This window comes from Myxococcus sp. CA033 (genome assembly GCF_013336625.1).
Classification (GTDB): domain Bacteria; phylum Myxococcota; class Myxococcia; order Myxococcales; family Myxococcaceae; genus Myxococcus; species Myxococcus llanfairpwllgwyngyllgogerychwyrndrobwllllantysiliogogogochensis.
In genome coordinates this window covers 797,188-810,157 of sequence record NZ_JABUMU010000001.1, presented here as the reverse complement: position 1 = coordinate 810,157, position 12,970 = coordinate 797,188, and the positions used below count along the sequence as shown (strand labels likewise).

Genomic DNA, 12,970 nt, shown 5'->3' with positions numbered 1-12,970 from the left:
ACCATGCTCCGCGAACTCTCACGACGCTCCCTGATCAAGACCCTGGCGGGCTCGGCGGCGGCGCTGCCCCTGGCCAACCTGCTCGGCACCACGGACGCGTATGCCCAGGGCACCACGCCCCCCATGCGCTTCATCGCCATCTTCACCTCCCACGGGTGCCTGCCGGAGTACTGGAGTCCGAAGGGCGGCGAGCTGGACTTCAACCTCGACTTCCCCAACTCCATGCTGGCTCCACTCCAGCGCCACCGCTCCAAGCTGCTGGTGCTGGATGGCCTGGACTACCAGGTGCTCTACGAGCACGGCCTGACGGGCCACGAGGGCGGTCCCGTCACGTTCCTCACCGGCAGCAAGGTCAACACCGCCAGCGGTGACGACCTTCCGGAGAACGCCTCGTTGGACCAGGTCCTCGCGGCGCAGATTGGCGGCGCCACGCGGTTCCGCTCCCTCCAGCTCAACGCGTGGGAGCAGTTCGGCGGCCAGCACGTCTACAACAGCATCAGCTTCACGCCGAACGGCGGCCGCGTGCCCTTCGAGAGAGACCCCGCGGGCGTCTACCAGCGCCTGTTCGGCGCCGCGCCGTCGCCGACCTCGGACCCGGGGGAGAACGCGCGCACGCTCGCGCGTCGCAAGAGCCTGCTGGACTACCTGGTCAAGGACGCCACCCGGCTGCGCAACCGGCTGGCGGGCGCGGAGCGGCAGAAGCTGGAGACGCATCTGGAGTCGCTGCGCGACATCGAGCGCCGGCTGGGCTCGCTGAGCACGGCGCCCGCGCCCTCGCAGGAGCCCGTGCCGGCGGAGGCCGCGTGCAGTGGTGGTGCGGCGCCTCCGGCGTTCGACCTGGGGCAGCTCGGCAACCTGGAGAACATGCCGACGCTGACCAAGCTCCACATGGACCTCATCGTCCGGGCCTTCGCGTGTGACTTGACGCGCGTGGTGACGATGACGATTCCGGGCCCGTCGATGCCGTGGCTCGGCATCCACGAGGACACGCACAACGACCTGGCGCACCGCCTGGACGTGACGGACGAGCCCTTGCGCTCGCAGATTCGCGGGAAGATGGTGCAGGTGCAGCGCTGGTACGCCGAGCAGGTGGCGTACCTCATGGACGGCCTGGCCTCCGTGCAGGAGGGCAGCGGCACCGCGCTGGACAACACCCTCATCCTCTGGGGCAACGAGCTGGGGGATGCGTCCGGCCACATGAACGTGCGCGTGCCCACGGTGCTCGCGGGCGGCGCGGCCGGGAAGTTCCGCATGGGCCGCTTCCTGCGGCTGCGTCCGGAGGGCTCCGACCCGCTGAGCGGCTGGAGTGGCCCAGGCACGCCGATGCCGGATGCGGTGGCCCACAACAAGCTGCTGGTGTCCATCGCCCAGGCCTTCGGGGTGAACGTGAACACCTTCGGCCATCCGGACTTCAAGGGCCCCCTGTCGGGCCTCACCTGAGTCCGGTGCCTCGCGGCGGGGCCGGACGTCCCGCCGCGAGCCTCCCTTCGGGCCTGGAAGACGGGCTCGAAGGGCAGGCGTATCTCCGCCGTCGCGTCAGGGGGACCGGGACTTCGGTGCCGTGTCCCCTCCGCGCCACCGGCGCAGCAGCTCGGAGGCGCTGCCGCCTCGCTCCAGCCGGGCCTCCGTCACCGTCCCCGCCGCATCCACCCGCACCACGAAGGTGAGCGTGGGCTCGCCGTGCAGGTGGTAGCGCAGGTCGGCGACGCGCACCTCTCGCCCCGACTCCACCTGCGTCACCGTCACCACGGGGAAGCGCGCCCACGCCAGGGCCTCGCGCACGGTGGGCACCTCGCGCAAATCTCCGGGCAGCACGTCCAAGGGAGCCGTCACCCTGCGGGCCTCTCGGGGCTCGCCCAGGAGCGTCACGTCTCCGGCGGCCAGGACGTCGCCAGGAAGGCGCGCCACGTACCGCCACGTGCTGAAGGAGAAGGGCGCCGGGAAGACGCGCACGGACTCGGCCCCGGGATGGGCGCCGTCCACCCGCCGCGTCAGCACGCTCCAGGACACAACGCGTGCTCCCACGTAGGCCATGGAGCAGGCGAGCCCCAGGAGCAGCGCGCGCCGCCACACCGCGCGCCGTCGCCACGCCACCACCGCCCCCGCCACCAACGGCAGCGTCACCCACGGGTCCACCACCACCGTCCAGTCCAGGCTCAGCCGCGCATCCGAGAAGGGCAGCAGCACCCGCGTGCCCCAGCCTGTCCACAGGTCCGGCAGCAGGTGCGCGAAGAGCACGGAGATGAGGCTGGTGAGGAACACCGGGGGCAGCCGGGTGTCGCGGCGGAACACCGCCCAGGCGACGAGCGTGGCGGCCAGGGCGACGACGGGCGCGAAGAAGAGCGAGTGGGACAGGCCCCGGTGCGCATGCAGCGCCACCGTCACCGCGTCGCCCCTCGCCAGCAGGGTGTCCAGGTCCGGCAGCTCGGCGGCCAGCACGCTCGCCAGCAACACCGCGCGGTCCGTGGATGAAGAGCGCTCCGGAGAGTCGGGGCGTACGTCGGGCCGGCGCAGCGCGCCGACAGCCAGTCCCAGGAGTCCGTGCGTGAGGTTGTCCATGGCGCCCGTGGCTCTAGCGCCTTCCTCCCACGGGGGCCAGCGGCGGGACGCAAGACAACGCCTTGCGCCCCGTCGCCAGTCAGACGACTGCTTCAGCCAGTGGGCCTACGACTACCCGCCCAGCGCGCCATTGATGAGCGGCGCGACAATGCCCATGCCCGGGTCCTCGGCGTTGTAGCCGTTGGCGGGCTCGTAGATGCGCACGCGCTGGTTGTTGTTCACGAAGCGCGTGAGGAACGTGTCCATGCCCACGAACTCGCTGCGGCACGTCCACGACTGCCACGGCGCTTCAATGTACTCGTACCACTTCTTCTTCTCCATCCGCTGGCAGGCGTGCGCGCCGATGAAGGTGATGATGGTGCTGCAGTGGCTGGAGTTGATGGCGCGCTCGTGCGGGATGAAGTAGCTGAAGTTGTTGTACTTGTTCAGCTCCGTCACCAGCGCGGCCTCGTCCGTCTTCCAGTAGGCGTGCACGGACTCCTTGTCGTTCGGCGTGTGGAAGCGCTCATAGGAGAAGCGCGAGTAGTTGTAGTCACGCGTGTAGCCCGTGTACGCGAGCTGGTCGTTCGGGAACTCCGTGGCCACCATGCGGTTGATGGTGCCGAAGTCGCTCTGGCTGAACGACGCGGGCAGCAGGCCGAACACGGAGTTCAGGTTCCACGACTCACGAATCTTGTCGTGCAGGGCGCGCGACTTGAAGTTGGCGTTGGGCGCCAGGAAGATGGGGCCGGAGTCGTTGAGCAGGTAGCCCTGCGCCGGGTTGATGATGCGACGCGCGAAGTAGTAGCCCGCCGACGTCGCCGTGCCGCCCGCGCTGTAGCCCGTCATCAGGAACTTCTGCACGTTGGGGAACTGCGTCTTCGCGTAGTTCGCCACCGCCAGCGTGTTGGTGTAGCCGCTGTGGTGCCAGGTGAGCGGCGGGTTGGCGCCCGTCTGGTCCACGTACGTCTTCACGTTGTTGCCGATGTGCACGTCGCCGGTGCAGTACGGCACGTAGACGATGTTCCAGCCGTTCGTCACCAGGTTCGTCTTGCTGCGCAGCGGCAGGCCCGGGTCGGCGCCGTTGACGAGCGGCGAGACGTACTTCGCGGTGAACTGGGTGATGTAGTCGTCGGCGATGCCGTTGGGGTTCGCCGCGCCCAGGAGGCCCGCACGGCCGCTACAGGTGTCGTAGTCCCAGCACGCGCCGCCACCTTCGAGCAGCATCAGCAGGTTGGGCGAGTTCGTCTTGTGGATGAAGAACTTGAACTGGGAGCCATTGCCACACTTCGTCCCAGGCAGCTCCACCTTCTGCCAGTTGTAGTTGTTGCCGCCATCCACCAGCACGCTGACGATGGATGAGACGATGACTTCCGAGCGGGCGGCGCTGGGGACCATCAGCGCAGCGACAGCGAGGCACGCCACGAGTACGCGCTTCATGCAGGCTCCTCCGGGTTTGGGGGGAAACCGGCTCTATAGCCCACGTTGACCCGAGAGTCAGTCCTGAATGTGTTGTTTCATGTTTCGAGCATCACGGTGGATTGTGATGCATTGCGGCATGACAAGGGTTGGTTGCCATGTGCGCGAGGCACGCGGTATTCGGACGTCATGTCCGATAATGCTGGGTCGAAGCGTCTGGGCTGGCTGGCGGGGCTCGGGGGCGTGGCGCTGGTGGCCGCGCTCGTGTTCGCCCTGAGCGGAGAGGCGCCGCCCCCGGTGCCCGAGCCAGAGACGGCCACCGCGCCAACCCCGCCCCCCGCCGCGCCCTCGCGGCCCGCCCCGCCCACCCCTCCGCAAGGAATGACAAGCAGCGTCATTCCGGAGACGCTCCGGGCGCCGGAGCCCGAGCCTGAAGGGGACGGCGAGCCCCAGGCCTATCCATTGGATTTGGAGGCGCTGCGCGCGAAGCTGCCGGACAACCTGTACTGGGAGCTGGGCGCGCCGACGAAGGACCCGGAGCTCTTGCGCAAGCGCGAGGAGGAGACGCGCAAGTGGAATGAAGTCTTTGGCCGGGTGCAGTCGGGTGACGCCACCGAGTCTGAGATTCACCAGTACTACGACCGACGACGCAAGGTGTCAGAGGACATGTTGCGGTTCGCGACCACGGTGCTGGAGGAGCAGGGCGACAAGCTGCCCGAGCGTGACAAGGGTTTGTACGAGCTGAGCATCAACATGCACCGCACGCGGCTGTCGGAGTACCCCCGACAGGAAGAGGAGTCGCTCGCGCACCGCCGCTCGCAGGAGCAGCGCCGCGAGCAGTGGCGTCAGGGACAGCCGCAGCCCTGAGCGCGCCCGCTCGTGTCGGATAGTGAAAGCTTGCGGGGGCGCACGGCCGGACGCCGGATTGGAGCGCCCCGCATGCTCCGCTAGAGACGCGGGGCATGGTGGTGGAGACGCGTCGGACGGGTTTGCCCGGAGAGGGCGAACGCGAGGAGGGCTCTTCCGAGGAGGAGTCGCGCCAGCCCACGGGGGAGCTCGAGCAGCGGGTGCTGGAGCGGACGGCCGCCCTGGAGGCGGCGCTGCGGGTGCGCGACGAGTTCCTGTCCGTGGCCTCCCACGAATTGCGCACGCCCCTGACGTCGCTGCGGCTCTACGTGGATGGGCTGGTGCGCTCCGCGCAGCTCGGCGCGCTCGGGCCTGAGGATGTGCCTCGGCGTCTGGCGCGGGTCCAGGACCAGTGCGGGCGGCTCGACAGGCTCATCGCCACGCTCCTGGACGTGTCGCTGTTGTCCACGCAGCGGCCCGTGCTGGATTTGGAGGAGGTGGACCTGGGGCAGTTGGTGCGCCACACCGTGGAGCGGATGGAGGAGGACGTGCGGCGGGCCGGCTGTGATTTGTGCCTGCGCGCCCCGCCCGGCATCGTCGGCGCGTGGGACCGCACGCGCGTCGAGCAGGTCTTCACCAACCTGCTCACCAATGCCTTGCGGCACGCCGCGGGGACGGCCATCGAGGTGGCGCTGCGCGCGGAGCCACACTTCGTGCTCCTCTGGGTGAGGGATGAGGGGCCGGGCATCTCCCCGGAGGACCAGGCGCGGCTGTTCCAGCGCTTCTCGCGTCTGGACCCGACGCGGCCGGGCTTCGGGCTGGGGCTGTGGATTTCCCGCCAGCTCGTGGAGCTCCATGGGGGCAGCCTGTCCGTGGAGAGCGCCCCAGGTCAGGGCGCCCGCTTCACCGTGAGACTGCCGCTGCCGGCACCCTTGCCGCCGCCGGGCCCTTGAGGGCCTGTCTGGCCCCAGGGCGCCGAGTGTTGTCTGACGAGCAGAGGTGTGGGAGGTAGCGGTGGGCTGACACGAGGGAAGTGCTAAGCGGGAGCTGGGGGCCTTGACCCGCATCCGCACCGAGCGCGTGGACCATCACTTGACCGGACAAGGGTTTGCCAACGCCGCCGCGTCCCCCGTGGACGTGGAGGGACTCGACACCGTTCTGTGGGACCAGTTCCCGGAGAGTGTCGCCGTCTGCGCGCCGGACGGTTCGTGCCTCTACGCGAACCCGTCGATGGAGCGTGCCTTCGGAGGCCCCCGGGCGGAGCTGCTCGGCCGCTCGTTGTGGGAGCTGTATCCGCAGGTCGTGCGAGAGCAGCTCCAGGCGCGGTTCCAGCGCGTGGCGGCGGCGGGCGAGCCGGAAGCCTTCGAGTGGCACTTCGCGTCCGAGGACCGCTGGTTCGTGTTGCGCCTGTTCCGGGGCCATGGCCGCGTCTACGTCTTCTCGCGAGAGAACACGGCGGAGAAGAAGCAGGAGGCCATCCTCCGGGGCCTCTACGACGAGACGCGGCGCGCGCAGCGGCATGCGGCCTTCCTGGCGCAGGCCAGCGAGGTGATGACCTCGTCCCTGGAGCACGACGAAATCCTCCAGCGGCTCACCTCGCTCGCCGTGCCTCCCCTGGCGGATGGGTGCAGCGTGGACGTCCCCCTGCCCGACGGGAGCGTGCGGCGGGTCGCCATGGCGCACGTGCGGCCGGAGCTGGTGGCGCGCACGCGTGCGTACCATGAGCGCTACCCCATCCGGATGGATGATGCCCACGGGGTGGGCAAGGTGCTGCGCACGGGGGCCACGGAGTTCGTGGCGGAGCTGCGGCCGGAAGCGCTCGCGCAGGGCATCGCCGACGAGGCCCGGCGCCGCGCGACGCAGGAGCTGGGCCTGACGGCGTACATCATCGTGCCCTTGATGAGTCGGGGGCAGGTGCTCGGGGCGCTCTCGCTCGTCAACACCGAGGGCGGCCGGCGCTACACGCAGGCGGACGTGCGGCTCGCGGAGGACCTGGCGCGGCGCGCGGCCACGTCGCTGGACAACGGGCGGCTCTACACGGAGGCGCAGGAGGCGGTGCGCGCCCGGGACTCCTTCCTCTCCGTCGCCTCGCATGAGCTGAACACGCCGCTCACCTCGCTGACCCTCAACGTCCAGGCGCTGCGCCGCCAGCTGGAATCTCCCAGGGCGAGCCCCGGGGACGTGGCGTCCGAGTCCGTCTCCAACAAGGTGATGGCCGTGCAACGGCAGCTCTCCCGACTGTCCAGTCTGGTGCGCGAGCTCCTGGACGTGTCGCGCATCACCGCGGGCAAGCTGCGGCTGGAGCGGGAGGAGCTGGACCTGGCCGCGCTCACGCGGGAGCTGGTGCCGCGCTACGCGGAGGAGCTGTCGCGAGCGGGGTGCTCGTTGCGGCTGGAGGCGCCGGGGCCCGCGACGGGCAGTTGGGACCGGCTGCGTGTCGAGCAGGTGCTCCAGAACCTGCTGTCCAACGCCATCAAGTATGGCCGGGGCCACCCCATCGAGGTGAGCGTGGGCGCGGACGCGGAGCGCGCCTGGCTGTCCGTGCGGGACGAGGGCGTGGGCATCGCCCTGGAGGCGCAGCCGCGCCTGTTCCATCGCTTCGAGCGGCTGGCCAGCGAGCGGCACTACGGCGGCCTGGGGCTGGGCCTGTGGATTGTCCGGCAGATTGTCGACGCCATGGGCGGGCGCATCCTCGTGCGCAGCGCGCCCGGTCAGGGCTCCACCTTCACGGTGGAGCTGCCGCGCCAGCCGCCGGAATGAGGTGCGAGCGCGCGCCCGAGGACACCACCCAGAGCTGATGGGAGGTGCGGGTGATGGCCACGTGCAGGCGGCGGCGGGACTCGTCATCCACGGGCCAGGCGCGCGCGGTGACGTCCGGGAGGATGACGTAGTCGAACTCCAGGCCCTTCACGCTGCCCACGTCCGTGACGTCCACGCCGGGCTCGAAGGAGAACTCACCGTCCTTCACCCGGCGCGCCCACGCCTGGTCCGCGACGACGCGATAGACGGCGTCGGCCGACTCGGGGCTGCTGGCGATGACGCCCACGGAGGCATGGGGCTCGCGTGAGACGAGGTCCCTCAGGGCCTCGCCGACGAAGAGTTGGGCCTGGGCCTCGACGGGGAAGTGGTGGAAGCCCACCGGCGCGCCCGCGCGGGGCGGCTGCGCGGTCGACTCCGCCGGAGCCTGGGTGCCGAGCACCTGTCGCGCCAGCTCGACGACGGACGCCGGACAGCGGTAGGAGACCTGCAGCCGGCAGGTGGACGCGTCGCGGATGCCCAGTTCGTCGAGCGCCTCGGGCCAGCCCGCGAAGCCCGCCTCGGTCTGCTGCATCTCATCGCCCGCGAGCGTGCAACTGCGGCCCTTGCCCAGCAGCTTGCGCACGACGAACAGCTCGAAGAGGGAGAAGTCCTCCGCCTCGTCCAGGACCATGTGGGCCAGTCGCTCCAGGCCGAGCGGACCCTGCTGGGCCTTGAGGAACATGAGGATGGGCAGGTCCTCCAGGTCCACCGTGCCGGCCAGGGCGTAGGGCGTGTCGTCCTCGAGCGCCTTGCCGTCCACGGTGATGAGTCGCTCCGGGTCGGTGATGTCCTTGAGCTCCTTCTCCAGCGGTGTGGAGCGCTGCAGGCGCGTGTGCTCCAGCACCTCGTCGATGACGGTGCGCGGCAGTTCGCCCTTCGCCTTGTTCACCACGTCTTCGACGAAGTGCCGGTCCAGGTACGCGTCCGCCAGGCGCCGGTGCAGCCGCTCCAGCGTGGTGCCCGCCTGTGTCTTGGGCGCGCCGATGCGGCCGAGCAGCAGTCGCCGCAGCGCGGGGTGGCGCTTGAAGCGCGACACGAGCGGCGGTGTCTCAGGGCTCAGCTTGATGCCCGGCAGATTGAACGCGGAGCGCGCCGTGGCCAGGAGCCAGTGGTCCAGCGTATCCACCGAGACGCGGCCCAGGCCCAGGGGCGCGAGCAGTCGGCGCGACAGTCGGGCCAGGCCCTCTTCGGGGACGATGAGCTTCATCCGCGCCTGCGGGTACTTCGCCGGGTCGTCGAAGGCAATCTTCGCCAGCCGGTGCAGGGCCACCGTCGTCTTCCCACTGCCCGCGCTGCCCAGCACCAGCAGCGGGTGCGAGGCGTCCACGCTGACGGCCTCGTACTGCTCGGCGTCCAGGAGGGCGGTGACACCGAAGGCATCCTCCGCGCGCCGTGCGCCCTTGCCCGTCCCCAGGGCTCCGGGCCGAGCGGCCGACCCCGCGCCACCCGCTCGCAGCGCGGTGACGTCTCGGCCCACGCCATGCCACGTGCCGTCCTGCGCGCGCTCCAGCACGAGGGCGCCGGAGATGATGCGCGTCAGCACTCCTCGCTCGATGACGACGAGGCGGCGCACCTCGACGGTGCCCTCGGCCAGCCGCTCGCCGAACTGTTCCTCGTACGCGTCGCCCTCCTCGTACGAATAGAAGACGCGGGCGATGGGGGCGAAGCGCCAGTCGATGACGCGCACTCCGGCGCTCACATCCGCGAAGGTGGTGCGCCCGAGCAGATAGTCGCGCGGACCGGCGTCGCCAGCCAGGCGCAGGTGCGCGAAGTAGGGGGCCTGGGCGTCCGGGAGCTGCGCGCTCTCCTGCCGGTCCAGCAGGGCCCGCGTCTGGTCCATCTGGAAGAAGAGGTGGGGAAGGTCGGCCTCGGCCGCGCTCGCCGCCTCGTCGCGGAGCGCCTGGAGCTGCGCGACGAGCCCCCGGTCCTCCTGCGCCCGTCCGGCCTTGCGACGCGCGGCCTCCAGCGTCGCCTGGACGCGCGTCAGCAGCGCCTCCTCCTCGGCGATGATGGCCCGGACGTCTTCGGAGAGGTGTCCCTGCGCATGCGTCATGGGCGCCAAGGTGAACCGCGCGAAGGGGCACGTCAACCCGTTGGTTTTCCTGGCGGAAGTGCTACTTTGAATGGCGGTCGGAAGGAGTGGGCATGCGGCGCTTCAACCCTCGCCTGGCGCTGCTGGTGCTGGCCTTCCTGTCGTGCGCGTCCGCCAGTCCGCGCACCGTCCTCCACCAGAAACAGTCGCCCTATACGCTCGTCGCGGTGACGCAGGACGCGGAGGGCCGGCGCTACCTCCAATTCGACGAGTCGGGCGCGCTCCAGAGTGTCGTGTGGCCGGGGCAGCCGTTGAAGCTGGAGCTGGGCTACACGCGCATGGCCATGGTGGGGCTGGCCTTCGTCCCCCGTCCCCAGCGCATCCTCGTCGTCGGGCTGGGCGGAGGCGCCATGCCCATGTTCCTGCGCGCGGTGCTGCCCGAGGCGCACATCGACGTGGTGGACATCGACCCGGATGTGGTGGACGTGGCGCGGCGTTTCTTCGGCTTCACCGAGGACGCGCGACTGAAGGCGCATGTGGCGGACGGCCGGGCCTTCATCGAGGCGAAGCGCCCCGCGTATGACCTCGTCTTCCTGGACGCGTACGGCCCCGACAGCATCCCCGAGCACCTGGGCACGGTGGAGTTTCTCGCCGCGGTGCGCGCGCGTCTGACGGCGCGTGGGGTGGTGGTGGGCAACGTCTGGGAGGACCCGCCCAATCCGCTCTTCTCCTCCATGCTGCGCACGTGGCAGGCGGGCTTCCGCCAGCTCTACACCTTCGAGGTGGAGGACCACGCCAACCGCATCTTCGTGGGTGTGCCGTCCGCCGAAAAGCAGTCACGCGAGGCCCTGGCGTCCCGCGCCCAGAAGCTGGAGCGGGAGCGAGGCGTGCCCTTCGACTTGAGCGCGATGGTGCTGGAAGGCTTCGCCGACGTCACCGGGCGCAAGGAATTGTCAGGACAGGTGTTGAAGGACAAACGCCAGGCGCCCCCGGCTCCGGCCCCCTGACGCGCGGAGGGGAGCCCGTCGATTGCGCTCTGATGATGCGCGCGGGATAGACTCCTGTCGCCTCACGGCGTGTCGTGTACCCGTTTCGTTTCGGAGGATGCGATGTCCCCGTCTCACGTCGGGCCGCCCGCGCTGTCGCGTCGGGGCCTGCTCAAACGAGGGGTGTTCGGAGGCGCGCTGCTCGCGCTGGGGGGCAGCGGAGTCCTCGTCCTGCGGGAAGGGCTGTCATTGCCCCTGCCCGAGGAAGGGCTGCTCGTCCTCGGGCCGCGCGAGTACGCCACGTTCCAGGCCCTGGCCCGCCGTGCGTTCCAGCCGCGTGAAGGCTGGCCAGACGCGGACACGGTGCGCGTGGCCTTCCTGGCGGACAGGCTGCTCGCGCGGGGAGACCCCTCCATCGCGCGGGAGGTCCGGGACGTGCTGGGAATCTTCGACAACGCGCTGGCGGGGCTGCTCTTCGCGGGTGGTGTCACGCCCTTCTCGCGGCTGGCTCCCGAGGCGCAGGACGCCGTGCTGGAGGACTGGCGGACGTCGAGGCTGGTGTTTCGTCGCGGCGCCTTTCACGCGCTGCGCTCGCTGGCCCATGCCGCTTATTACTCACATCCGGCGGCCATCGCGGCCACGGGTTATGTGGTGCCACAGGGCTTCCATGTCGCGGACGCTCCGGTGTGGCGGGGGCCTGGAGACGGCTCCTTCGCGGGCAGCGGAGGGTCCACGCCATGAGCGGCCGCATCAGGACGGGAGACGAGCTGACCGAGGACCAGACGCTCACGTGTGATGTCTGCGTGGTGGGCAGCGGCGCGGGCGGCGGGGTGCTCGGGCTGGAGCTGGCGAAGCGCGGGCTGGACGTGGTGATGCTGGAGGAGGGCGGCTACCACACGCGTCGCGACTTCGACCTGAACGAGGCGAAGGCGTACTCGACCTTCTACCAGGAGGCTGGAAACCGGGCGACGGATGACCTGTCCATCGGCATCTTCCAGGGGCGCACCGTGGGCGGGGGCACCGCCATCAACTGGTGCGCCTGCTTCCGCACGCCGCCGGAAATCCTCGAGCGCTGGCGCGACACGCACGGGGTGAAGGGCCTGGATGCCGCCACGCTCGCGCCGCACTGGGACTGGCTGGAAGAGCGGCTGAACATCCGCGAATGGCCCATTGAGCAGTCCAATCGCAACAACCGGATTCTGTGGGAGGGATTGGGCGCGCTGGGCTACAGCCGGGGCACGGTGAAGCGCAACGTCCGCTCGTGCGCGTCGCTGGGCGCGTGTGGCCTGGGCTGCCCCACCAACGCCAAGCAGTCCATGCTGGTGACGCTCATCCCGGAGGCGGTGGAGAAGGGGATGCGGCTGTTCGCCAATGTCAGCGCGCGGCGACTGGAGACCCAGGGCGGGCGCGTGGTGGCCGTCCACGCGGAGGTGCTCAATCCGGGCACGGACCGACCCTCCGGCAAGCGGCTCACCGTGAAAGCGAAGGTGACGGCCGTGTGCGGCGGCGCCATCAACTCCCCGGGCTTGTTGCTGCGCAGCGGACTCACCGGCCGGGGCCGCGTGGGCAAGCGCCTCTTCCTGCACCCGGTGGTCGTCTCCAATGCCCACTTCCGGGAGCCCGTGGAGGCGTATACCGGCGCGCCGCTCACCGTGTACTCGCGGCAGTTCATCGACCGGGGGCAGGGCAGGCTGGGGTGGCTCTTGGAGGTGCCTCCGCTGCTTCCCATCCTGAGCTCTCTGGCGTTGACCGGCCTGGGCCCGGCGCACCAGGACCAGATGGCGCGGCTGCCGTATGCCAATGCGCTCATCTCCATCTGTCTGGATGGCGTACATCCGGGCGACGAGGGCGGCACGGTGGCCCTGCGCGGCGAGGGGGAGTACACGCGCTTCAAGGTGAACTACCCGCTCAACGACTTTCACTGGGAAGCCTTTCGCGAGGCCCTCAAGGTGTCCGCGCGCATCCAGTTCGCCGCTGGTGCCGAGCAGGTGTCGAGTCCACACTCGCGGCCCGTGGTGATGCGCAGCGAGAAGGACCTCGGCTTGCTGGACGACGCGCCCTATGGCCCGCTCCAGCTCTCGGTCCTCAGCGCGCACCAGATGGGCGGTTGCTCCATGGGCGGCAGCCCGGAGACGAGCGTGGTGGACAGCACGCTGCGCTATTGGGACGCGGACAACCTCTTCGTCGTGGATGGCTCCGTCTTCCCCACCGCGCTGGGTGTCAACCCCATGGAGTCCATCCTCGGCGTCGCCCACTGGGGAAGTCAGCACGTGGCCGCGGCTGTGTAACAGTTCATGACGGAACGATGATGGTGTTCATGCCATCAGTTGGTCTATGGAGCACTCGTTGT

Annotated in this window: 10 protein-coding genes; 7 read left to right on the top strand and 3 right to left on the bottom strand. The window is 70.0% G+C overall.

Annotation, left to right across the window (positions count from 1 at the left end; genetic code table 11):
• The first annotated feature begins 3 nt into the window (after nucleotides 1-3).
• Entirely contained in the window at nucleotides 4-1,440 is a 1,437-nt protein-coding gene (locus HUA78_RS03105) for a DUF1552 domain-containing protein (protein WP_174453225.1), read from the top strand.
• Between the two features lie 96 nt (nucleotides 1,441-1,536).
• On the opposite strand, the gene HUA78_RS03100 is transcribed toward HUA78_RS03105, so the two are convergent.
• Nucleotides 1,537-2,559 (bottom strand): metal-dependent hydrolase, encoded by a 1,023-nt coding sequence (locus HUA78_RS03100; protein WP_174453226.1) that lies wholly within the window; start codon nucleotides 2,557-2,559, stop codon nucleotides 1,537-1,539.
• Between the two features lie 111 nt (nucleotides 2,560-2,670).
• Nucleotides 2,671-3,978 (bottom strand): pectin acetylesterase-family hydrolase, encoded by a 1,308-nt coding sequence (locus HUA78_RS03095; RefSeq protein ID WP_141649147.1) that lies wholly within the window; start codon nucleotides 3,976-3,978, stop codon nucleotides 2,671-2,673.
• Between the two features lie 168 nt (nucleotides 3,979-4,146).
• Here HUA78_RS03095 and HUA78_RS03090 point away from each other — a divergent pair, with 168 nt between their 5' ends.
• The 3 genes from HUA78_RS03090 to HUA78_RS03080 all read left to right on the top strand — a co-directional run bounded on the left by HUA78_RS03090 (nucleotide 4,147) and on the right by HUA78_RS03080 (nucleotide 7,563).
• Nucleotides 4,147-4,824, top strand: a complete 678-nt coding sequence (locus tag HUA78_RS03090) for a hypothetical protein (RefSeq protein WP_174453228.1) — start codon at nucleotides 4,147-4,149, stop codon at nucleotides 4,822-4,824.
• A gap of 95 nt (nucleotides 4,825-4,919) precedes the next feature.
• Nucleotides 4,920-5,756, top strand: a complete 837-nt coding sequence (locus tag HUA78_RS03085) for a sensor histidine kinase KdpD (protein ID WP_174453229.1) — start codon at nucleotides 4,920-4,922, stop codon at nucleotides 5,754-5,756.
• A 103-nt stretch (nucleotides 5,757-5,859) separates the two neighbouring features.
• Nucleotides 5,860-7,563, top strand: coding sequence for a PAS domain-containing sensor histidine kinase (locus tag HUA78_RS03080; RefSeq protein WP_174453230.1), 1,704 nt, complete (start codon nucleotides 5,860-5,862; stop codon nucleotides 7,561-7,563).
• Here HUA78_RS03080 and HUA78_RS03075 read toward each other — a convergent pair.
• Complete coding sequence (locus HUA78_RS03075; protein ID WP_174475624.1) at nucleotides 7,529-9,655, bottom strand: ATP-binding domain-containing protein; 2,127 nt, start codon at nucleotides 9,653-9,655, stop codon at nucleotides 7,529-7,531. The two genes, HUA78_RS03080 and HUA78_RS03075, sit on opposite strands and share 35 nt — an antisense overlap.
• A 92-nt stretch (nucleotides 9,656-9,747) precedes the next feature.
• On the opposite strand from HUA78_RS03075, the gene HUA78_RS03070 reads away from it, so the two are divergent.
• The 3 genes from HUA78_RS03070 (at nucleotide 9,748) to HUA78_RS03060 (ending at nucleotide 12,908) form a co-directional block, all read left to right on the top strand.
• Nucleotides 9,748-10,641: a spermidine synthase gene (locus tag HUA78_RS03070; protein WP_174467206.1), complete on the top strand. Its 894-nt coding sequence runs from the start codon at nucleotides 9,748-9,750 to the stop codon at nucleotides 10,639-10,641.
• Nucleotides 10,642-10,743: 102 nt separating this feature from the next.
• On the top strand, nucleotides 10,744-11,361 hold the full coding sequence (locus tag HUA78_RS03065) for a gluconate 2-dehydrogenase subunit 3 family protein (RefSeq protein ID WP_174475623.1): 618 nt from the start codon (nucleotides 10,744-10,746) through the stop codon (nucleotides 11,359-11,361).
• Nucleotides 11,358-12,908 carry a GMC family oxidoreductase gene (locus HUA78_RS03060; RefSeq protein WP_174475622.1) on the top strand — a complete coding sequence of 517 codons (1,551 nt, stop codon included), beginning with the start codon at nucleotides 11,358-11,360 and terminating at the stop codon, nucleotides 12,906-12,908. Before HUA78_RS03065 ends, HUA78_RS03060 begins: the two co-directional genes overlap by 4 nt.
• Nucleotides 12,909-12,970: the final 62 nt, after the last annotated feature.

Coding starts and splice junctions, on each gene's coding strand:
- HUA78_RS03060 (WP_174475622.1), top strand. CDS start 11,358: ATGAGCGGCCGCATCAGGACGGGAGACGAGCTGACCGAGGACCAGACG.
- HUA78_RS03100 (WP_174453226.1), bottom strand. CDS start 2,559: ATGGACAACCTCACGCACGGACTCCTGGGACTGGCTGTCGGCGCGCTG.
- HUA78_RS03095 (WP_141649147.1), bottom strand. CDS start 3,978: ATGAAGCGCGTACTCGTGGCGTGCCTCGCTGTCGCTGCGCTGATGGTC.
- HUA78_RS03065 (WP_174475623.1), top strand. CDS start 10,744: ATGTCCCCGTCTCACGTCGGGCCGCCCGCGCTGTCGCGTCGGGGCCTG.
- HUA78_RS03105 (WP_174453225.1), top strand. CDS start 4: ATGCTCCGCGAACTCTCACGACGCTCCCTGATCAAGACCCTGGCGGGC.
- HUA78_RS03085 (WP_174453229.1), top strand. CDS start 4,920: ATGGTGGTGGAGACGCGTCGGACGGGTTTGCCCGGAGAGGGCGAACGC.
- HUA78_RS03075 (WP_174475624.1), bottom strand. CDS start 9,655: ATGACGCATGCGCAGGGACACCTCTCCGAAGACGTCCGGGCCATCATC.
- HUA78_RS03090 (WP_174453228.1), top strand. CDS start 4,147: ATGTCCGATAATGCTGGGTCGAAGCGTCTGGGCTGGCTGGCGGGGCTC.
- HUA78_RS03070 (WP_174467206.1), top strand. CDS start 9,748: ATGCGGCGCTTCAACCCTCGCCTGGCGCTGCTGGTGCTGGCCTTCCTG.